The organism is Streptomyces sp. YIM S03343, from assembly GCF_054729195.1.
Window position 1 is genome coordinate 3,452,978 of record NZ_JBPUKX010000001.1, and the last position, 20,054, is coordinate 3,473,031.

The following is a 20,054-nucleotide window of genomic DNA, read 5'->3' on the forward strand; positions in this document are numbered from 1 at the left end:
AGGTACGGATGTTCAGTGGTCCACTGTTCAGTGGTCGACGGGCATGGTGGCGCTCCTGGAGGCCTCGATGTGCCCGAGGCCGGGGAAGACGGGCGGGATGGTCACGTGGGAGGTGACGGTGACCGTGTCGCCACCGCCCGACGACTCGCACGTCACGGCGAGCCGCCCGCTGACCGCCTGCGCGCACGCCGCTCCGGCGTCCTCCCGCAGCGAGGCGGCACGGGCACCCGCACGGGCCGCCGTACCGGCCTGCTGGGCGGCGTAGGCGGCCACCCCCAGCTGGATGGCGGCGAGGCCGACCAGTAACAGGATGGGGATGAACCCCAGGTACTCGATGGCGACCTGCCCCCGGTCACGGCGTCGCCGCCCGCATGCACGCCGGCCCGGCGTCTTCTGATCCGGCATCTCAGTCCTTCACCTCCTCCACCGCGCCCGCATGGCCGTGCACGGTCACGGGGAAGTCGATGGAGCCCGGGAAGAGGACCGGGACCTTGAGGGACACATCGGCGGTCACATAGCCGTTCCCGCCGCACTTGGTCACGCTCGCCCCTTCCCGCCACGCCCCCGACAGGTGCTTGAGCGCCGCCTCACGGCACGCGCCGAAGCGCGCGCCACGGGTGGCCGCGGTCCCCGCCCGCACCCCCTCGTCCGCAGCGTTCCCCGCGAGGGTGTAGGCGTACCCCACCAAAACGCACTGCCACAACAGCACCAGCGTGATGATGATGACCGGCGTCATGCCGAGGAACTCGACGGCGACCTGGCCCCGGTCGTCACGTAACTTCCCTCGGATGCCTCTCATCCCGCACTTCCTCTGGATGGTCCTCATCCCCCTCCTCCGTCCCGTCCCGCGTCCCTGCCGCGCCGCCGGAAGCTCACCGAGCCCCGGTCGCTGCGCAGCCGTCCGCCGCGCTGGGCGCCCTCGGGGATACGGACGAGGTCCAGTTCCGCCGCGAGCCCCCACATCGCCTGTTTCACCGCGCCCTTGTTGTCCAGCTGGTGCACCCGACCGGAGTCGACGGCGCCCTGAAGTTCCTTGAAATTGGCGGGGATCGCCGTCCCCGCGACCGTCGTGCCGGTGATGCGCTGGATCAGCGGCGGCTGGATCTCGGTGGCCTTGGTGTGGCGGTTGACGACGAGGGTCGTCTCCTCCGCCTTGCGGATCTGGAGCCGGTCCCACATCCGCACGGTGCGTTTCGCGGCCCGTACGGCGACCACGTCAGGGGTGGTGATCAGCAGCGCCCGCTCGGCCATCTCGACGGCGGCGGCGCTGGCGCCGCTCAGCTGGGCGCCGCAGTCGATGACGACGACCTCGTAGCGGGAGCGCAGTGCGCTGACGATCTGCCGGGCGGCCCGGTCGGTGACCTCCTCGCCTCGCTCCCCGTCGCCCGGCGCGAGCAGCAGGGCGACGCCGCTGTCGTGCCGGAAGACGGCCTCGGCGAGGACGCGCGGGGAGATGTCGGTGATCGAGGCGAGGTCGACGAGGGAACGGCGGAACTGGATGTCGAGGTAGGAGGCGACGTCGCCGGTCTGGAGGTCCATGTCGACGAGGACCGTGCTGCGTCCGGACGCCTGGGACGCGAGCGCGAGTTGAATGGCCGTCAGGGTGGCTCCCACGCCCCCTTTTGCGCCGCTGACGGTGACGACGGTGCCGCCGACTCCGCTGAACACGTCGCCGCCGTGGCCCAGATGGCGCCGTACGCCCACGGACCACTGGGCGACCGCCTGGACGCGGGTGGCGAGTTCCTCGTAGGACAGCGGCAGCGCGACCAGACCGCGGGCGCCGGAGTCCATGGCGGCGGCGAACAGACCGGGTCCCGCGTCGGAGCTGACGAGGATGACGCCCACGGCGGGGAAGCGCAGCGCGACCTCACGGATCAGCTCCAGCGCGGGCACGGGGCCGATCCGCTCGTGCACGACCACGATCTCGGGCAGCTCGTCGATGGACTCGGCGGCGAGCCGGGCGAGCGTGTCGATCAGCATGGTCGAGTCGGTGACGGGGAGCACCGGTTCGGCGTCCGGTAGCTGGCTGAGCAGCGTCGTGATGGACCGTACGGCGTCCACGTCACCGACGGCCGGGAGGATCCTCGTGGGCATTGCTGCGGCCTCTCACTTGTCCGTCGCGAGTTCGTACGTGCGGTCCTTGTCCGGGACGGTGGTGCTGCCGCCGGGTGCGACGAGCGCCAGCCGCACGCGCTGCGCGAAGGACTCGGCGTAGGTGATGCGCTGGGCGTCGCTCGTGGAGAGCGCGAAGGTGATGGGGACGGCGTCGGTGGCCTGCTGCTGGTTCTTGTCCCGGTCCGGTTCGAGGGCGGTGATCCTGCCGACGTCGAGGACCCGGGCGTTGGTGACGATGATCTTCGAGAGGTCGGGGTCGCTGGTGCGCTTGCCCTCGAAGGTGGCGTAGACGTTGACCGTGGAGCCCGGGGTGATCTTCCCGGCGACGCCGGTGGCCGCGTCGATCATGATGGCGACCTCCTGCTCCCCCGGTTTGAGGGCGGGCTGGTCGACGATCATGTCGCTCTGGAGCAGCGAGCCCCTGCGCAGGGTCGTCACCGCGATCTTGCCCTGGAGCTGGCGGAGATCGGTCACGGCGTTGTCGGACAGCCACCGCTCGGGCATCTGGATCTTCTCGAACTGGCCCGTGGACAGCGTCGTATAGGGCGATATGTCATCCTTGACCCGGTAGGCCGTGACCTCGGGACCGACTTTCGACTTCGCGTCACTGATGACGGAGAGCACGCCGGCGAACGCGCCGAGCGCGCAGAGGACCGACAGGATCAGCAGTATCACGCCGCGGCGCTGACGGGAGTTCATGAACCGTACAACCTCATTGGGGATATCGGTCGAGCGGACGGGTGTGGTGCGGGCGGTTCCGGCGGTCGGCGGGGGTGAGCGGTGGAGATGAGCTGTGGAGATGAGCTCTGGAGAGCGTTGATCTGTGCGCACTCCGTACCCGGCCGATTCCTTGCGGTCACGTGTGGTCCGGTGTGGGTGAGGACTCAGCCGGGTGGCGTTCGGTTCTGCCGGGCGTGGGAGCCGCGGCTCTCCAGGGCGAGGGGACTGCGGCCGGGGATGGCACGGGTGTCGCGGGTGTCGCGGGTGTCGCTGGAAGTGCGGGAGGTGCGGGGCTCGATGGCGCGGGAGGCGCGGCCACGGCCGCGCCGGCCGCCCTCCCGGCTGTCGAGGGCCCGGGAGTCACGGCTGATGCCGTTGCCCTCCGCGTGGCGGCCGTCGACGGCCCGCGCGAGCGGAGTGTCGTAGACGGGCGGGACCGCCGAGCAGAAGACGCAGCGGTCACCGATGACGTCGATGCCGCACCAGTGGCAGACGTTCTGCCGTACGGAGGCGACCAGTTGATAGAGGACCGAGAGGTCCGGCAGATAGGTGCAGAACTCGACAAGCCTGCCGGTGCCCCACCACCGGGCGGACTCCGCGGGCAGCGGGCACTCGCGCAGCCCCAGCACACTCCAGGCGGTGGCCAGGCTGGAGTTGACCCAGTCGGTCTGGAGCTGCCCCTTGGCGACCAGCATCCAGGTGCCGAACTCGGGCCCGGCGAGGGCGGTGTCGGGGCCGATCCTGGTGAGCTGCGGCTCGGGGTGGGCGACGACCCCGAACTGGCTGCCGGGCACCCAGGACTTCGCGTGCTGGCGCAGATCGACGGGTACGCGGTCCAGGCGGGTCACGGAGTTGAGCACGGCGCCGCAGTGGACGTAGTGGGTGAGCAGCCGTCCGGCCGAGGCGAGGACGCCCGGGCTGAGGTCGCAGGAGGCGAGCTGGCGTAACTGGCGGGCGAGGACGGCGAGTCCGAGCGGGGGCAGATCCGGCCTGAAGAGCGCGATCCGGTCGCTCTCCAGGAGGGAGCGGACGGTGTGCAGCCGCTGTTCCACCCCTTCGGGCACGGCCCGGGAGCACACGACGATGACGTGCCCGCACTGGTCGATCAGCGTCTGGAAGTCGGCGAGCACCTGGTCGAGGGGCCGTTTGTCCAGGTCTTGGAGGACGACCGCGGGCATGGTCCGTTCGTCCTGCGGCGGCAGCGCCATGTCGGCACTGGTCACGGCGATGGCAGTTGGCACGCGCAGCTCCCCGCTACTCACCCTCGGCCCACCGGTGTCACTCCAATACGCCGAGATGACTTCACTGCGTGACTACCTGAGCACTGTAGCCACGCCTTCGTGGCCGGAGAACAGCGTTTCTGTAGCTGAGCGGCAACTGCGTCGCACAAGTTGCGTCAAAACGGGGCAGGTAGAGCATTCGGTTGACGTGGGACCTCCGTCCGGTCCCTCACCTTCGCTTCCCTCAGCGGGCGTCACCTACGCGTGCGACTCGCCGTACGACCGTCCGTTTCACCGTCTGCCGCCGTACGGCCGCCCGTTTCACCGTCTGTCGTAGCGCGGGCGCCCGCTTCACCGCCCGACGCCATCGGACATGTGAGCGAAGGAAGGGACGTAACGGACCGACAGAGGGGCGGAGTTGGTCTGGACCGCTTGACACGACCGATTGGTCTGGACCACCTTGGAAGGGCAGGAGGAAACGGTGGCCACCGTCGCAACAGCATCCCCATGCCTCCCATCCCCCACTCCCTTTCCCCACCGGAGGCCCTAGTGGACCCCGTAGCAGGCATGCCCGACAGCAGAGGCGGGACCCGCACCCGCAGGCGAGCGAGGAAGCGGACCCGGATCATCGCGGCGGCCGGAGCCACGGCCACCGCGCTCGCCCTCACCTACGCCGGAATCGGCAACGCCTCCGCGGCCGACGTCAACAACGTGAAGAACTCCGGGTTCGAGTCGGGCCTCACGAACTGGACGTGCTCGGAGAACAGCGGTGCGACGGTGTCGTCGCCGGTGCACGGCGGTTCGACGGCCCTGAAGGCGACGCCGGCGAACCTGGACTTCGCGCAGTGCACGCAGTCGGTGGCGGTGCAGCCCAACTCGACCTACACGCTGAGCGCGTGGGTGCAGGGCGGCTACTCCTACCTCGGCGTGACGGGCACGGGCACCACGGACGTGTCGACGTGGACGCCGGACTCGTCGTCCTGGAAGCAGCTCACGACGACCTTCACGACCGGCGCGTCGACGAAGTCCGTGACGGTCTTCACGCACGGCTGGTACGGCCAGGCGGCCTATTACGCGGACGACGTGTCGGTCTACGGCGCGGACGGCGGCGGAGGCACGGACCCGGCCCCGACCATCCCCGCGGCCCCCACGAACGTGACGGTGTCGGGCACGACCTCCTCCTCGGTCTCCCTCTCCTGGCCGGCGGTCTCCGGCGCGACGGGCTACAACGTCTACCAGGGCGGCACCAAGACGACCTCGGTGACGGGTACTTCGGCGACCCTGACGGGTCTGTCGGCCTCGACGTCGTACTCGTTCCAGGTGACGGCGACCAACTCGGCCGGTGAGTCCCCGAAGTCGGCCGCGGTGACGGCGAAGACGGACGCCTCGGGCGGCGGCGGAGGCGGGGGCGGCACCGTCGCCAAGCACGCCGTGACGGGCTACTGGCAGAACTTCAACAACGGCGCGACGGTCCAGAAGATCTCGGACGTGTCGTCCCAGTACGACATCATCGCGGTCTCCTTCGCGGACGCCACGACGACACCGGGCGCGGTGACGTTCAACCTGGACTCGGCGGGCCTGAACGGCTACACCGTCGCCCAGTTCAAGGCCGACATCAAGGCCAAGCAGGCGGCCGGCAAGAAGGTCATCATCTCGGTCGGCGGCCAGAACGGCTCGATCTCGGTGACCGACTCGACATCGGCGGCGAACTTCGCGAACTCGATCTACTCGCTGATGCAGACGTACGGCTTCGACGGCGTCGACATCGACCTGGAGAACGGGATCAACGCGACGTACATGTCGCAGGCGCTGCGGTCGCTGTCGACCAAGGCGGGCTCGTCCCTCGTCATCACCATGGCCCCGCAGACCATCGACATGCAGTCGACGTCCAACGGCTACTTCCAGACGGCCCTGAACATCAAGGACATCCTCACGGTCGTCAACACCCAGTACTACAACAGCGGTTCGATGCTGGGCTGCGACGGCAAGGTCTACAGCCAGGGCTCCGTGGACTTCCTGACCGCCCTCGCCTGCATCCAGCTCCAAGGCGGTCTGGCCCCGTCCCAGGTGGGCCTGGGCGTCCCGGCCTCCACCAGCGCGGCAGGCAGCGGGTATGTCTCCCCCTCGGTCGTGAACAACGCCCTGGACTGCCTGGCCAAGGGAACGGGCTGCGGCACCTTCAAGCCCTCGAAGACGTACCCGGACCTGCGCGGCGCCATGACGTGGTCGACCAACTGGGACGCGAGCGCGGGGAGTTCGTGGTCGGGCTCGGTGGGCCCGCACGTGCACGCGCTGCCATAACGCCGGCTGCTCGCCTGTGGGTACAGCCGCTGCTGACGTAACACCGGCTGCCTGACGGCAGGTTGACCCATCGGGTTCACGACGAACGCCCGGCCCTTCTCCACGGGGCCGGGCGTTCATCTGTTCCCCACGAAGGTAAGGTGGATCATCCTGCGCGCTCGCCGCTTGCGGATCCACATCGCCGACAGCTGATAGGTCAACGGTATGTCGTTCGGGCCACCACCCACCGGTTCCGGTCCTGCACGGCCTCCGGTGCCTCCGGTCCCTCCGGTGCCTCCCGCACCTCCGACTGCCGCTGCTGCTCCCTTCACCGCTCCGGCTGTTGCTCCCCATGCCGCTCCCGCCGCCCCTCCCGCCTGGATCCCGCCGACCGATGCGGAGGAGGCGCTGCTGCACGCCAAGTCGCGGGACGACTGGCCGGGCTACTTCGATGCACTCGCCCGGGAACGGGTGTACTTCGAGATCCGGCGTGACGCGGCCGACTCCGAACAAAGCGCCACCGTCCCGGTGTTCGGGCGCGATCCACGCACCGGTGGGCTGATCTGGGCGGTCTACACCGAGGGCATGCTGCCGCCGCCGGAGCCGCACCGGGTGTTCGACTGGAACCGGCTCGCCTGGTTCGCCAAGGTGTGGCAGCCGGGCGATCCGCCGTACGTCGTGGTCAATCCCGGCAGCCCCTGCGAGGCGTTCCTGCCCAGCGCGCCGCCGTACTCCGCCGCCTGGGCGCAGCCGTCCGAGCAACTGGGCGTTCCCGAGCGGGAGCAGTCGCTGCGCACCCTCCGGGTCGGGGGCCCCCTCGACGGGCCTGTCGCCCGCGGTCTGGCCTGCGGCGCGCTGCTCTTCGTACGCCAGGGGCAGCCGTGGAACGCGATGGCGTACCACGGCCACGGCTATCCGGCGGAGCGCACATCCCTGCGGGAGTGGTGGGGTGTCGGCAGCCGCGCCGAGTGGCAGGTCCAGCAGCGTGAGCTGCTAGCCCTCGACGGGGCCAACGCCGTGTGGGACTTCGCACTTCAGGTGCGGCGGGCCATCGCCCGCGACTTCGGGGGGTACGTCGAGACGTCGTACTGGCGTGAGACGGCGGCACGCGTACTGCGGCGGCGCTCGGCCGGGGAGAGCGTCATCACGCCCGACGGTGTGACCAGCACGCCGACGGTCCCGGAGTCGGAGACCGAGGCGCGGGTCAAGGGCGTTCAGCATCTCATCGGCCGGATCACACGCTACGAGTCCCGGTTCCGGGCCGACGGCATCCTCGCCGAGAACCAGTTCATCGGCTCCGTCGACGCGTGGGACATCGGGCGGGCGTCGGGGATGGCACGCTGGGGGCTGGGTGCCCGGTACTGCGACCTGAAAGAGGCCGAGGCGGCCGTCATCGAGGCGGGGGTCGCCGCCGCGCGCTCGTACCGCTCCTGGCAGGACTTCTCCGCCGGTTACATCCTGGGCCGGTGTCTGCACTTCGACAACGAGGAGTTCGGGGACTGGTACACGAGCGTGCTGGACACCCACCGCGTCCTGATGTCCGAACCCGGCAGCCCCTGGCTCACCATCCCGTTCCGTTGACCCGCGGGCGGGTTCACACCTGAAGGAGAGACTCCCTTGGCCGAGGCAGAGCAGAACTTCACGCCCATCGACACCAGCAAGCCGCACTCCGCACGCATGTACGACTACTACCTGGGCGGAAAGGACAACTATCCGGTCGACTCGGAAGCGGCGGAGCGGGTGATATCCCTCTTCCCGGAGATCGGAACCGCCGCACGCATCAACCGCAAGTTCATGAACCGGGCCGGTCGGCTCCTGGCGGAGAGCGGTGTACGCCAGTTCCTCGACATCGGGACCGGGATTCCGACCGCACCCAATCTCCACCAGGTGGTCCAGGAGGCCGCTCCCGCCGCACGCGTGGTGTACGTGGACCACGACCCCATCGTGCTGCGTCACGCGGAGGCACTGCTGCGGAGCACTCCCGAGGGGCTGACCAAGTACATCGAGGCCGACGTGAGGGAGCCCGGGAAGATCATCGAGGAAGCGAGGAAGATCCTCGACTTCGACCAGCCGATCGCGCTGTCCCTGGTGGCCCTGCTCCACTTCCTGTCCGACGAGCACCGACCCTACGACCTGGTGAAGGACCTCCTCGACCCTCTCCCCTCCGGCAGCCACCTCGTGCTCACACATGTGACGGGGGACTTCGCTCCGGAGACGTGGGCCAAGATCGTGGACATCTACCGCGACAGCGGGATCCCCGCCCAGGTCCGCTCCCGCGCCGAGTTCACCCGCTTCTTCGAGGGCCTCGACCTCATCGACCCGGGCATCCAGGTAGCCACCGACTGGCACCCCGACCTCGCCCAGGGAGCACCGGCCCAGGTCCCGCTCTATGTGGCAGTGGCCCGGAAGCCGTGACGGCGGCATGTGGCACGTGACGGCCCGCCACGTGCCACGTGACGTCGTCGGCGATGAGTTTGGTGGCGTGCCGGGCGACGGTCTCACGGAACGGCACGTCCGGGTAGTAGCCGTGGGTCGGGCCCCGGTGGTCGGCGCGCAGTTGGGCGAGCATGTCTCCGTAGCGGTCGGCGTAGAGGATGCATTCGACGACGACGTGGAATCCAGCCTCCGGGCGTAGCGGGCGGTCAGATCGATCAGGCCGATGTTCGCGGCGCCGGGCACCTTGATCAGGCACGACTTGGCTCCGCCCACCCCGGCCGGAACGGCCTGAAGGGCGGGCGGAGCTTGGGGTGTTCAGCCGGCATCAAGGACCGCAGCAACGACAGTTGTGCGTTCCTGGGACGGGCGCCTGCCAGGGCGTAAGGAGGGCGTGGTCAAGTCCCTGCCCTGGTCGGCCGCGACGAATCGAAGCGCGGCCGGTGAACGAGTGGAGCGCCGGTGGCAGCCCGCGCAGCGGACGAGGCGCGTATGACAGGTCAGCGGGCGTTGCCGAACGGGTCGTTCCTGACGACCTTCAAGCTGATCTTCGAGCCACCGGTCGCGTCTTTGAGACCGGAGGCCGTGATGTCCGCTTCGGTCGGCCATGTGGTTCCCGGCCAGACGTTGTCGGCCTTTTCCGTCACCGAGAACGGAGACTTCTGCTTGCCGCCCACGACTGTCACGATGACGGTGTAGGCCGCTCGCTTGTCACTGGTGTTGTGAATGGTCAGCGGTACGACGACGTGTCCCGACTTCAGGCGAGGCGTGTACGCGACGACCTCACCTCGCGCGGCCGTGGCCGCGGCCTTCCCGAATCCGTAATCATCGGGATCGGGGATGGCGGTGTTCGTCGGGTGGACGGGATCTCCGCTGGGTGCATCGGCCGCACGCTGGGCGGCCGCCTTCTGCGCTGCCTCGCTGAGGGCGCCGTCCGTGGCCGACTGCTCGGGTGTCGCCGTTGCAGCCACCGAGGACTGCGGTACGGAGGACTTGCCGGTCTGTTGGCTTCCCTGGCTGCCGCAGGCGGTCAGAGCAAGGGACCCTGCGGCCATGGTCACTAACAGGAAGCGCGCGGAGGCCCGGACACTGCCGGGCAGGTTCTCAGTCACAGGAGAACATGTACTCGGACTTGAAGTTGATGTACAAGCTACTGGGACTCAGGCCCATCTTCGCCGTCACGGGTGCACATACGGCGCTGGAGACGCGGACAGGGCCCGCGTATTCAGTGAAGTTTCCGGAGTCCTTGTCACATCCGGTGCCGTCCACTTTGCACATCTGCAGGTACATGTACCGCGACTGTCCGACGTTGTTGTCGAAGATGGCACAGCCCTTGCCACCGTTCTTGTCGGTTCACGATTCCGTTCCGCGGGGCCGGCGCCAGGTCGGGCGGGACGGATCGGGCGCGGCGGGCCACTGCTGCGGGGGTGCACTGTGCGATTCTTGTGAGCCCTTTGTTCCCTTCGGCCGATTTCCTACGCAGGCGCTTTTGCTGCTTATTGACCTGAGCATGCCAGAGCTGCACCATGAGCGCCACACCCGCACCACGTACGTCGCACTGAAGCCACCCCCGACCCCACAAGGAGCTTTCATGCGACTTCGCATGCGTGGCGGCAGGCGTCACGGCGTTCTTGCCGCCCTCGTGGCGCTCACACTCGCCGCGCCCATCTCCGCCACCGCCACGGCCACCGCCGACGGGGCCCGTACGGCCGCGTCGTCCGGCGACGAGGTGAAGCAGTACGAGATCCATCAGGCGACCACCCCCGTGACCCGCACCGCCATCCAGCGCACCGGCGTCACCGTCGACGAGGCCGATGAGGAGACTGTCGTCGTCTCCGGGCGGAGTGATCAGATCCGGCGGCTTCGGCAGCTCGGGTACGACGTCACGCCCGTCGGGGACGCCCCCGATCGCACCACGCCCGCCGATCAGCTGCGGCTCTTCGACTTCCCCTCGGCGGACTCGAAGTACCACAACTACGCCGAGATGAACACCGAGATCGACCAGCGGCTCGCCGCCTACCCCGCCATCATGAGCAAGCGGGTCATCGGCAAGTCCTACCAGGGCCGGGACATCGTCGCCATCAAGGTCAGCGACAACGTCGCCACCGACGAGAACGAGCCCGAGGTCCTCCTCACCTTCCACCAGCACGCCCGTGAGCATCTGACCGTCGAGATGGCGCTCTACCTGCTGCGCGAACTCGGCGCCGGATACGGCACCGACTCCCGTGTGACCAACCTGGTCGACAGCCGCGAGATCTGGATCGTGCCCGACCTCAACCCCGACGGCGGCGAGTACGACATCGCCTCCGGGTCCTACCGCTCCTGGCGCAAGAACCGGCAGCCCAACTCCGGTTCCTCCTACGTCGGTACCGACCTCAACCGCAACTGGAACTACAACTGGGGCTGCTGCGGCGGTTCTTCGGGCTCAACCTCGTCCGAGACCTACCGCGGCGCCTCCGCCGAGTCCGCCCCCGAGGTCAAGGTCGTCGCCGACTTCGCCCGCAGCCGTGTCGTCGCAGGCAAGCAGCAGATCAAGGCCGGCATCGACTTCCACACCTACAGCGAACTGGTGCTCTGGCCCTTCGGCTACACCTACTCCGACACCGCCACCGGCATGACCGCCGACGACGCCGCCGCCTTCAAGGCCGTAGGACAGAAGATGGCCGCCAGCAACGGCTACACGGCGGAGCAGTCCAGCGACCTCTACATCACCGACGGCACGATCGACGACTATCTCTGGGGCACCCAGAAGATCTTCGACTACACCTTCGAGATGTACCCCACCTCCAGCTCCGCCGGTGGGTTCTACCCGCCCGACGAGGTCATCGAGCGGGAGACCTCACGCAACCGCGACGCCGTACTCCAACTCCTGGAGAACGCCGACTGCATGTACCGGTCCATCGGGAAGGCGTCCCAGTACTGCTAGTGCCGCGACAGGCAACGTTCGCCCCGTCGCGACGCCCGGCACGCACTCTCGCCGCACCGGCCGAAAGCCCAAGTACGTCCAGTACGAGGACTTTCGGCCGGCACACCGAGAGCACGCACCGGACGCCGCTCCTTGACGGGCAAACGTTGCCCGCCGCGGCACTAGCCGGCGGCCGGCCTCCGGCCACCGTTGTCCGAGCGCCGGTCGAGCGCGTCGAACAGTCGGCGCGCCCGGCCAGGCCGTTTGCCGAGAAGCAGCGCCACCATACCGACGACCGCAAGGAGCGGGACCGCATCTATCGCGACCGGGCCCATGCCCACCACGCGATCCCTGAGAACGGGCAACTGCACCATGCAGAAGACGCCCATACAGAGGCCCCACAGCCCGAACAGCCGGGGTCGCGCCACATGGTCCAGCCACGGCGGCACCCATCCGGAAACCAGCGCCACACAGCCGGTGAGGGCGGTCACGCAACCGACCACGAAGACGGCAATGTAGAGCAATCCACTCAGCTCCCAACCCATGTGTGACGCACGCCGAACCAACCAGAGACAATCGAGGCCGATCACCTGATCTTAGGCAGGTGATCGGCGCCCGGTGTCATTCCTGGAAGTACGCGTCCAGGACCTCGTCCAGTTGGGTCTCCCAGTCCTTGAAGCGGCTCCTGGCCGCCGCCTCGATCTCGATCGGGTACCAGCGGCGGTCAGGCGTGTGCACCGTGATCGTGAAACGCTTGCCGAAGCGCGCGGGCTCCGTCTCCACCGCGCCGATCTCGTCCCAGCGGAACTCGCACGCCTCCTCGTCGAGGCTCAGGCGCACGCCCGCCCGGTCCGCCACTATCCGGGCGCGGCGGTCGGACGCCTCGAACACCGGGCCTTCGGAGGAGTCGGATTCCACGGAGGGCTCGGGGTCCTCGGAGGATTCGGGTTCCTCCTCGTCGTCCGTCTCAGTCTCCGTCTCCGTCTCCGCCTCGGGCTTCGGTGGTTCGGGGGCGGCCGTCTCGTCCTCCGGGGGCTTCCTGGCCGTCGGGACCTCGTCCTCCGGGGCCTCCGGAGTGTCGGGCTCGTCCGGCTTCGCGGGGGTGGTGAGCCCGGGGATGAAGGCCGGGTCGAATCCGGCGCCTTCCAGGGGCTTGCTGCTCGGTCCTATGCGCTGCTCCACGCGGGCAGTATGGACGACATTGCTGTGCCGGAACCACCCAGCCCGTTCTTCTTCCCCTTTCACACCCGTTCGCTCCATCACCTGTTCGGTCACTCGTCCATGAAGACGATCCGCCGCGTCCGTCCGCCGTCCCCCGGCGTCGGGGTGACCGCGCCCCGGCCCGCCGGTACCGCGCGCTCCCGGCCCCAGGCGCGGATGTCCTCGATCTGCTCGGGGTTGACCACGCTCAGCGGCCGTACCTGGGCGAAGGTGTCCATGATGTGCGAGTCCTTCAGCTGGGCCAGTCCCCCGCGCCGCACCACCTCCTCGCCCACGTCGTGCAGCGCGGCCTCGATGTCGGAGCCGGCGAAGCCCTCCGAGAGGTCGACCAGGCGGTCCACCTGGTCGCCCACCGGGTCGGCCTGGAGGTAGCGGTGGAAGTAGATGCCGATGATCTCCTTGCGGTCCTGTGCGTCGGGCAGGTCGACGAAGAACAGTTCGTCGAAGCGGCCCTTGCGCAGCAGTTCCGGCGGGAGGTGGCGGATGTCGTTGGCCGTGGCCACCACGAACGCCCTCGACTCCGACTCCTGGAGCCAGTAGAGGAAATGGCCGATGATGCGCTGCGGCACGCCCGACATGTCGTCGCGGCCGGCGAAGCCCTTCTCGATCTCGTCGATCCACAGCACACAGGGCGCGACCCGGTCCGCCATCGACAGCGCCTCACGGAAGCGGCCCTCCGACTCGCCCAGGTACTTGCCGTGGATGCTCGCCATGTCGAGGCGGTACAGCGGCAGTTGCCATTCCTGGGCGATCGCCTTCGCCGACAATGACTTTCCGCAGCCCGGGACTCCCACCAGGAGCACCCCGCGGGGCGGGCGGAGGGCCGTGTGGCGGAGGTCCCTCGACATGATGTCGTGCTTGCGCTCCAGCCAGGCACGCAGCCCGCTCAGGCCGCCGATCGAGTAGTCGCTCTGCTTCAGCTGGACCCGCTCAAGTCCCGTCAGATCGCTGAAGATACGGTCCTTGGCCTGCGCCAGACCCAGCACGTCGTCCTTGCGGATCGCGCCCTTGGCCGCGATCGTCGCCATCAGGTTGACGCACTCCGCCTCCGTCACCCCGCTCAGGAACTGCGCCGCCCGGCGCGCGTCCTCCTCGGTCCACTCGATCGGGATGTGGCCGTGGTGGTCGCCCAGAAAGCCGCTGAGGATGGCGTACGTCTCGTCCGCGTCCGGCAGGTCGAGGCGCAGGCTCATGCCGAGCCGCTGGAGGCCGCTCCAGATCGGGGTGTCCGTGATCAGCACGATGCTGCCCATGTTGCTGTCGGCGATCCGCGCCAGCTCGGCGAAGTGCCGGGTGACCGGGGTGTCGGACTCCAGCTCGTCGGGGTCCACGAAGACCATCGTGGCGTTCGCCCGTGTACCGAACTGCGCCGCGGCGTACTCCATCGCCGCCGCCAGCGAACGGTCCTCCTGCACCGGTGCGTTGGTGCGCAGATCGCGCAGGCCCGTCGCTCTGGTGTAGATCCAGAACGGCATGCTGCTGCGCCGCGACTGGCTCGCCGACTCCCGCAGCAGCCGTAGCGCGCGCTGCTGTTCGATCGTCCGCAGGGCGATCACCGGGACTCGGGCGGAGACGTAGCTGTCCAGATGGGTGAGGCTCTCGGCGTAGTTCGGCATTCGGTGCGCCTTCGGGATCGCTAGCGGCCAATGGGCTGAGAGGAACGGTCAGTCGGGGAGGACTCTGCGGCGTGACGGGGTGCCTGGGGTGTACGACGCCCAGGGGTCCGCCGGTGGGGCCGATGCCGGGTCCGGAGGCGTCGTCAGTACGGCCGTCAGCGCGTTGTCCCGCAGGGTGCGGCGGCGCTGCTCCACGAACCGCGCGTTCGCTCCTCTGCGCGCCTCGTGCTCCAGGCTCTGTTCCAGCTGTGCCTGGATCCGGGGGATCTGCTCGTCGATCAGCTTGCCCAGCTCCGTGCGCAGGCTCTCCGGCAGGCCGGGGTGCGCGGCCAGGGCGCGTACGGAGCGCAGTCCGGTGCGGGCCTGGGCCAGTTCGCGGCCGAAGCTGAACTCGTCACGGGCCTCGTTCAGGGCACGGACCAGACCCTCGCTCCAGCGGGCCAGACGGGCGGTGAACGCCGCGATGACGTGGGTGCTCAGCCGTACCCAGGTGTCGGCCTCGAACTGCTCCTGCTCCAGCCGGGGCAGCGCCTCCGGGTCGACCGGCTCGAAGGCGGCCCAGGCGCGCAGGAAGCCGACCCAGGTCTGGTACGCGCCGCCGTCACCCCACAGGCCGGGGGCGGCTCCCGGTGCCGCGACGGCGGCGGGCCCGCTCGGCAGCTTCTTCCGCCACTTCACAGGGTGCTGCCCGGCCGCCGTACCAGCGTCTCGCCCGGCGGCAGCGGCTCCCAGTCGGGCAGCCCCTCCACCACCCGGCGCAGCCTGCCGGTCACCCGCTCCTGCTGCGGCCTGCGTACGGCGGCCCACGGCGACGTACCCTCGCCACCCCCGCCGCCGGCCGAGCCGCTCGCCGCCCACGGGGACTCGCCCGGCGCCCGGGTGGGCGGAGGCGGCGCCTCGCCGCCTCGCTGCTGCCCGTTCACGCCACCGGCCCCGTTCACCACGCGGGACCCGTTCACGCCGTTCGTACCATTCGCAGCCCAGGTCATCACGCCCGTCCTTCCCCGCTCACCGTCCGTCCCTCGAACGGCGACGCACCCCCGCTCGCCGTCGGCAGCGACGCGATCAGCTCACGCACCCGGGCCTCCACCTCGTCGGCGGCCCGGAACTTCTCGTACCAGTCGGTCAGTTCGGCACTCGCCCCGCGCAGCTGGTGCAGCGACTCGGTCTTGGCCCGGGCCAGCAGCTCGCGGGCAGTGTCCTGGTGGCGCCTGGCGGTCTGGGCGGCATTGTGGATGATCACGCCCCACACGCCGCCGACGATCGCCGCCGCCCCGAGCGCGAAGCCTGCCGAGACGCCGAAGAAGAACAGCAGGATGCACGCCACGACCGCGACCAGCGGGGCGACCTTCTTCGCCAGCGGGTAGGCGAGGGCCGCGATGAACGGCTCCATGTGCCGGTCCCAGTGGTCGGACAGGGACTTCTCCAGCGCGGCCAGCGGCTGGGTGAACGAGCCCGTCCACGGAGGCAGTTGGAAGGTCTGCGCGCCCACGCCGTGCGCCGAGTCGAACCGCGCCTCCACGTCCTGCGGCACGGCGCCGCGGTAGTCGCGGGTGTGCGCGGCGTGCGCCTGCTGGAACCACTCGTGGCAGGCCGCCACGGCCAGCCGCTGCGTCGCCGGGGAGGTGCCGATGGCCTGCGGGTTGAGCGCCGCGGTGGTCTGCACGGTGAGGTAGTCGAGGGTCTCCTCGTACGACGCCGCGTCCGCGTCGGCCGTGCGGCGGGCCGTGATCACATCGCCGTCGCTGGCGACGACCGCCTCGTTGAAGGCGAGGTCGCGGCGCAGCGGGAGTTCCTCGTTGTCGTACTCGGAGACGAGCCGGTCGAGGATGTCGTCGACGGCGTCCTCGATGCGCTCGGAGGGCGCGAACTCCCGGTCCATGACGGCCCGGTACTTGTCCAGCAGGGCCTGCTGGCCGCGCGCCGCGGACAGCACGGAGTCCAGCTTGTCCCACTGCGGGGAGACGTCGGAGAGCCGTGGGAACTCGTCCTTGGTGCCCCGCACCCGCAGTGTGTCGATCTCCTCGCGCCACCGCTTGACCTGCCTGGCCTGCGTGTCGGCGCTGTCCATCAGCTGGGTGCGCCACTCGGCGAGGGTGCGGTCCAGCAGATCACGGCCGACCAGGCCGAACGCGCCCTGCGCGATGGCCTCCAGGATGACGGCGAACTCCCGGCCCAGCGCCGTCGGGTCCTGGGCGAGGAGATAGTGGCGCAGCCAGCGGACCGCCGCCTCGCGGCGCTCCTGGCGGCGCAGCACGAGGGCGAAGAACAGGGCGGTGCGGTCGGGCGAGCGGCGGAACGCCTCCTGCACGGCACGGTCGCACAGCTCCCGGTCGTCGTCCGACCAGGAGGCGAGCGCGACCAGGGCCGGCGCGAGCCAGTAGCGGGGCGTCTGGATCATCAGCTGGTCGCTGACCGTCCGGACGGTCTCCGGGGACACCAGGCCGATGTCGAAGGCCTGGAGCATGCCGACCGCGGTGCGCCGCACCGTCTTGTGGTGGCCGAACTTGTGGTCGATGTCGTCCTTGATGACGCCGATACGGGTCTCGGCGCGCTGCACGTTCGCCGTGGCCTCGGCCTGCTTCACGAAGGAGAGGAAGTCGTCGCGCAGCTGCTGGAGTTCGGTGCGGGTCTGCTGCTGGTTGGCCTCGACGGTGGAGACCTGGCCGGACACCGAACCGACCTGTTCGGTGAGTCTGATGACGAGGTTGTTCACCTCCGCCACCTGACGGCGCAGGGCGTAGTCGATGTCGGACATGGGGAACTCCGTTCACGTACCGCGTGAGGGGCTGTGGGTGGGTGCGAGACGCAGGGGGTGCCGTGGCGCGGGGCGGTGGCTACGGCGTCGGCGGTGCGTCTTGGGGGGCGGAGGCAGTGGCTGCCGTCAGGGCCGTACGACCGTGCCGTCGTCCAGGACGGGGAGGATCAGGCCGTCGCTGTAGACCTCCACGTAGGCGTAGCCGCCGGAGCGGGCGAGCATCCGGGCCGCCGCGAACGGCTCGGGCATCGGCTCGGCGGGTGCGAAGTGCCGGACGATGACGTGGAAGAGATTGAGCTGGTGGTCCACGTAGGGCGGGCCCAGGTAGCAGCGGGCCACGAAGCCGAGTGGGACCTCGCCGTAGGAGGCCGCGTACTCGTCGCGGATCCAGTCGGCGAGCGCCTGGCAGGCCCGTTCGTCCAGGCCGGTGTCCAGTTTCCGTACCGAGTCGAGGAGTTGGGAGCCGCGCTTGCGGAACAGCTCGCGCAGCACGGCCGGGGTGCGCTGCCGCTGTGCCGGTCCCGGTGAGGCGTGACCGGGCGGGGCGTGGCCGGTCGACGGCCGGCCGGAGGTCGATGGTCCGGAGGCGGGCTGCCCGAACGCCGGTCCGAAGGCCGGTTGGCCGATGGGCTGTTGTCCGGGCTGCTGCGGTCCGACGATTCTGCGCGACCGTTCTACGTACCCCATGTGTCCCCCGAGTGTCATGGGCGGCGGCGAACCGGAGCGAGGCCGGTTTCCTGTCCCACCGATGAGTGAAAGGTTAATGACGCCACGTCAAGAGTGCGACTGAAAACGTCGAATGGCTTGCCCGGAACCCGTTTCCGCCCGCAATCGGCCCGGATCACGACCATCTCGTGCACAATGCGCCCGTACTTCCCCTGGCAGACTCTCCGTATGGGGAAGATTTATGCGCTTCTGGTGGGGATCGACGACTATCCGGTGTCCGTGGCCCGCTCCTTGAGCGGCTGCGTCAATGACATCACCGAGGTCCGGCGGCTGCTTGCCGATCTCGCCGGTTCCTCCGGTGAACAGGTCCATGTGCGTGAGCTGTTGAACGCCGAGGCCACCGTCGAGGCCGTGGCAGAGGCGGTGTCGCGGCAACTGGGCGCGGCCGGGGCCGGTGACAAGGCGCTGCTGTGGTTCTCGGGGCACGGCACGGAGTTACCCGCCACCGGGGACGATCTGCTCATCGAGGCGACCGGACGCAACCAGGCCCTGGTGTGCGCGGACGGGCCGCTGCTCGACAAGCGCCTCGGCGCCCTGCTCGACGCGGTCGCGGCCCGGGGTGTCCCGGTGACCGCGGTGCTGGACTGCTGCCACTCCGGCGGGGCGTCCCGGGATCCGTTGCGGTCGGAGCTGACCGCCCGGTACGCACCCCCGTCACCCGGCTGGGACTTCGCCGACCCCGCACCGGTGGCTCGCGAGTTCACCGTGACCCCGCCGTCCGGCCGGCATCTGCTGCTCGCCGCCAGCCGGCTCGACCAGCCCGCCTACGAGGGGTGGTTCGGCGGGCGTCGGCACGGCGCGTTCACGCATGCGCTGATCGGCGCGGTCCGCGCGGCCGGGGCCGCCACCACCGGCCGGGAGCTGCTGTCGGCCGCCGCCGCACGGGTCCAGCGGTCGGGGAGCGCCCAGCAGCCGGTGCTGTTCCCGGACCTGCCGGGCGGCCCCGCCGACCGGCCGTTCCCCGGCACGACCGGCCGTGCGGCCAGGGGACTCGCCCCCCATCTGCTGCTTCGGTTCGGCGCGCAGGGCTGGGAGGTGGACTGCGGCAGCGTCCACGGGCTGCGGGAGGGGGACGGGGCCGTGGCACAGGGCACCACGTTCACCGTGGTCGACGGCGGCGACCACCCGGCCCCCGCGATCGCCTCCGCCCCCGTCCTCACCGCGAGGGCGGTCCGCACCGACCGCACCCTCGTCACTCCGGTCGGCTGGGCCCCCGCCCGCGACCGTGTCTACCCGGTCGCCCTCTCCGCGCTCGCCCTCCCGCCGGGCAGCGTGACCCTCGACGGACCCCCCGACGTCGTACGGGAGTTGACCGAGGCGATCGAATCCGCTCCCCTGCTCCGCCTCACCGACGGCCCCGAGCGCGCAGCCGACCTGCACTTCCGCGTCCTGCTGCGGGACGGGACCGCCAAGGTGCTGCGCCGGGACGGCACCCCCTTCACCGACCCCCTGCCGACCGGCGGCCCCGAGGCCGCGCGCCAGGTCGCGGACTGCCTGGCGCACCTCACCCGCTGGCACCAGCTACGGGAGCTGACCGCGCCCCGCTCGCTGCTGGACGGTCTGGTCCGGGTGGAGATCGCCCCGTGGGACGCGGCACCGGGCGAGGTGCTGCTGCCCGATGGGAGCGGCGAGATCGTCTGCCCGTACACGGCCGGGCCCGACAGAACACCGCAGGCGCCCTGGGTGTCCATCCGGCTCCAGAACCGCTCTCCCGACCGCACCGTGTGGTGCCTGCTCCTCGATCTGACGGGCCGTTACGGTTCCCATTCCGCCCTCTACCCGGGCCACTTCATCGGCCCCGGCCACACCGGTCACGCCCTGGACGGCGACCCCGTGCGGCTCTCGCTGCCGGACGGCCGTCCCGCCGTACCCGGTGCGGAGGCACGTGACTGGCTCAAACTGATCGTCGCCGAAGGCGAGTTGAACACCCTGCCCTTCAAGCTTCCCGACCTGGATCCCGGGCAGGGCTTCCACGCCCGGCTGTTGGGCCCCGTTCTGGAAGGCGGGGCGCGCCGCTGGACCACTCTCACCGTGCCCCTGCGCACCCTGGTGCCGTAGCG

17 protein-coding genes and 2 pseudogenes are annotated in these 20,054 nt (G+C 69.9%); 5 read left to right on the forward strand and 14 right to left on the reverse strand.

Translation table 11 applies throughout. The features are described 5' to 3' along the window. Positions 1-27: 27 nt before the first annotated feature. From ACSYGN_RS14615 to ACSYGN_RS14635, 5 genes and pseudogenes are all read right to left on the reverse strand, one after another. Entirely contained in the window at positions 28-405 is a 378-nt protein-coding gene (locus ACSYGN_RS14615; RefSeq protein ID WP_460395653.1) for a TadE/TadG family type IV pilus assembly protein, read from the reverse strand. Position 406: 1 nt separating this feature from the next. Then, positions 407-799, reverse strand: a complete 393-nt coding sequence (locus tag ACSYGN_RS14620; RefSeq protein ID WP_460395655.1) for a TadE/TadG family type IV pilus assembly protein — start codon at positions 797-799, stop codon at positions 407-409. Between the two features lie 23 nt (positions 800-822). Then, on the reverse strand, positions 823-2,094 hold the full coding sequence (locus ACSYGN_RS14625) for an AAA family ATPase (protein WP_460395657.1): 1,272 nt from the start codon (positions 2,092-2,094) through the stop codon (positions 823-825). A 12-nt stretch (positions 2,095-2,106) separates the two neighbouring features. After that, positions 2,107-2,814, reverse strand: a complete 708-nt coding sequence (gene cpaB, locus ACSYGN_RS14630; RefSeq protein WP_460395659.1) for a Flp pilus assembly protein CpaB — start codon at positions 2,812-2,814, stop codon at positions 2,107-2,109. A 437-nt stretch (positions 2,815-3,251) separates the two neighbouring features. Further along, positions 3,252-4,043 (reverse strand): annotated as a pseudogene (locus ACSYGN_RS14635) (hypothetical protein); the annotation flags it as partial. Between the two features lie 579 nt (positions 4,044-4,622). Between ACSYGN_RS14635 and ACSYGN_RS14640 the strand changes: the two are divergent. From ACSYGN_RS14640 to ACSYGN_RS14650, 3 genes are all read left to right on the forward strand, one after another. Beyond that, a complete protein-coding gene (locus tag ACSYGN_RS14640; RefSeq protein WP_460395661.1) occupies positions 4,623-6,356 on the forward strand; it encodes a chitinase in 1,734 nt (577 codons plus the stop codon). Positions 6,357-6,626: 270 nt separating this feature from the next. Beyond that, positions 6,627-7,916: a DUF1266 domain-containing protein gene (locus ACSYGN_RS14645; RefSeq protein ID WP_460395663.1), complete on the forward strand. Its 1,290-nt coding sequence runs from the start codon at positions 6,627-6,629 to the stop codon at positions 7,914-7,916. 96 nt (positions 7,917-8,012) lie between these two features. Further along, the gene (locus ACSYGN_RS14650; RefSeq protein ID WP_460403460.1) at positions 8,013-8,750 is read left to right on the forward strand and encodes an SAM-dependent methyltransferase; all 738 of its coding nucleotides are present in this window, start codon (positions 8,013-8,015) and stop codon (positions 8,748-8,750) included. 40 nt (positions 8,751-8,790) lie between these two features. On the opposite strand, the pseudogene ACSYGN_RS14655 reads toward ACSYGN_RS14650, so the two are convergent. Both ACSYGN_RS14655 and ACSYGN_RS14660 read right to left on the reverse strand, forming a co-directional pair. Further along, positions 8,791-9,011 (reverse strand): annotated as a pseudogene (locus ACSYGN_RS14655) (P-loop NTPase family protein); the annotation flags it as partial. A gap of 257 nt (positions 9,012-9,268) precedes the next feature. After that, the gene (locus ACSYGN_RS14660; RefSeq protein WP_460395665.1) at positions 9,269-9,823 is read right to left on the reverse strand and encodes a hypothetical protein; all 555 of its coding nucleotides are present in this window, start codon (positions 9,821-9,823) and stop codon (positions 9,269-9,271) included. A gap of 536 nt (positions 9,824-10,359) precedes the next feature. Between ACSYGN_RS14660 and ACSYGN_RS14665 the strand changes: the two genes are divergently transcribed. After that, on the forward strand, positions 10,360-11,694 hold the full coding sequence (locus ACSYGN_RS14665) for a M14 family metallopeptidase (RefSeq protein ID WP_460395667.1): 1,335 nt from the start codon (positions 10,360-10,362) through the stop codon (positions 11,692-11,694). A 161-nt stretch (positions 11,695-11,855) separates the two neighbouring features. On the opposite strand, the gene ACSYGN_RS14670 is transcribed toward ACSYGN_RS14665, so the two are convergent. The 7 genes from ACSYGN_RS14670 to ACSYGN_RS14700 form a co-directional block, all read right to left on the reverse strand. Next, positions 11,856-12,197 (reverse strand): hypothetical protein, encoded by a 342-nt coding sequence (locus tag ACSYGN_RS14670; RefSeq protein WP_460395669.1) that lies wholly within the window; start codon positions 12,195-12,197, stop codon positions 11,856-11,858. A 97-nt stretch (positions 12,198-12,294) separates the two neighbouring features. Then, positions 12,295-12,855 (reverse strand): hypothetical protein, encoded by a 561-nt coding sequence (locus ACSYGN_RS14675; RefSeq protein WP_460395671.1) that lies wholly within the window; start codon positions 12,853-12,855, stop codon positions 12,295-12,297. A gap of 89 nt (positions 12,856-12,944) precedes the next feature. Continuing rightward, positions 12,945-14,510: an AAA family ATPase gene (locus ACSYGN_RS14680; protein ID WP_460395673.1), complete on the reverse strand. Its 1,566-nt coding sequence runs from the start codon at positions 14,508-14,510 to the stop codon at positions 12,945-12,947. Positions 14,511-14,558: 48 nt separating this feature from the next. After that, positions 14,559-15,188, reverse strand: a complete 630-nt coding sequence (locus tag ACSYGN_RS14685; RefSeq protein ID WP_460395675.1) for a hypothetical protein — start codon at positions 15,186-15,188, stop codon at positions 14,559-14,561. Further along, positions 15,185-15,469, reverse strand: coding sequence for a hypothetical protein (locus ACSYGN_RS14690; protein ID WP_460395677.1), 285 nt, complete (start codon positions 15,467-15,469; stop codon positions 15,185-15,187). Before ACSYGN_RS14690 ends, ACSYGN_RS14685 begins: the two co-directional genes overlap by 4 nt. A 29-nt stretch (positions 15,470-15,498) precedes the next feature. Continuing rightward, positions 15,499-17,268 (reverse strand): hypothetical protein, encoded by a 1,770-nt coding sequence (locus tag ACSYGN_RS14695; RefSeq protein WP_460395679.1) that lies wholly within the window; start codon positions 17,266-17,268, stop codon positions 15,499-15,501. Between the two features lie 126 nt (positions 17,269-17,394). Further along, positions 17,395-17,955 (reverse strand): hypothetical protein, encoded by a 561-nt coding sequence (locus ACSYGN_RS14700; RefSeq protein ID WP_460395681.1) that lies wholly within the window; start codon positions 17,953-17,955, stop codon positions 17,395-17,397. A gap of 207 nt (positions 17,956-18,162) precedes the next feature. Between ACSYGN_RS14700 and ACSYGN_RS14705 the strand changes: the two genes are divergently transcribed. Next, positions 18,163-20,052: a caspase family protein gene (locus ACSYGN_RS14705; RefSeq protein WP_460395683.1), complete on the forward strand. Its 1,890-nt coding sequence runs from the start codon at positions 18,163-18,165 to the stop codon at positions 20,050-20,052. Positions 20,053-20,054: the final 2 nt, after the last annotated feature.

Excerpts from the sequence above, each read along its gene's own strand:
- ACSYGN_RS14615 (WP_460395653.1), bottom strand. The coding sequence starts at position 405 with ATGCCGGATCAGAAGACGCCGGGCCGGCGTGCATGCGGGCGGCGACGC.
- ACSYGN_RS14620 (WP_460395655.1), bottom strand. The coding sequence starts at position 799 with ATGAGAGGCATCCGAGGGAAGTTACGTGACGACCGGGGCCAGGTCGCC.
- ACSYGN_RS14625 (WP_460395657.1), bottom strand. The coding sequence starts at position 2,094 with ATGCCCACGAGGATCCTCCCGGCCGTCGGTGACGTGGACGCCGTACGG.
- cpaB (WP_460395659.1), bottom strand. The coding sequence starts at position 2,814 with ATGAACTCCCGTCAGCGCCGCGGCGTGATACTGCTGATCCTGTCGGTC.
- ACSYGN_RS14640 (WP_460395661.1), top strand. The coding sequence starts at position 4,623 with ATGCCCGACAGCAGAGGCGGGACCCGCACCCGCAGGCGAGCGAGGAAG.
- ACSYGN_RS14650 (WP_460403460.1), top strand. The coding sequence starts at position 8,013 with ATGTACGACTACTACCTGGGCGGAAAGGACAACTATCCGGTCGACTCG.
- ACSYGN_RS14660 (WP_460395665.1), bottom strand. The coding sequence starts at position 9,823 with ATGGCCGCAGGGTCCCTTGCTCTGACCGCCTGCGGCAGCCAGGGAAGC.
- ACSYGN_RS14665 (WP_460395667.1), top strand. The coding sequence starts at position 10,360 with ATGCGACTTCGCATGCGTGGCGGCAGGCGTCACGGCGTTCTTGCCGCC.
- ACSYGN_RS14680 (WP_460395673.1), bottom strand. The coding sequence starts at position 14,510 with ATGCCGAACTACGCCGAGAGCCTCACCCATCTGGACAGCTACGTCTCC.
- ACSYGN_RS14695 (WP_460395679.1), bottom strand. The coding sequence starts at position 17,268 with ATGTCCGACATCGACTACGCCCTGCGCCGTCAGGTGGCGGAGGTGAAC.
- ACSYGN_RS14700 (WP_460395681.1), bottom strand. The coding sequence starts at position 17,955 with ATGGGGTACGTAGAACGGTCGCGCAGAATCGTCGGACCGCAGCAGCCC.
- ACSYGN_RS14705 (WP_460395683.1), top strand. The coding sequence starts at position 18,163 with ATGGGGAAGATTTATGCGCTTCTGGTGGGGATCGACGACTATCCGGTG.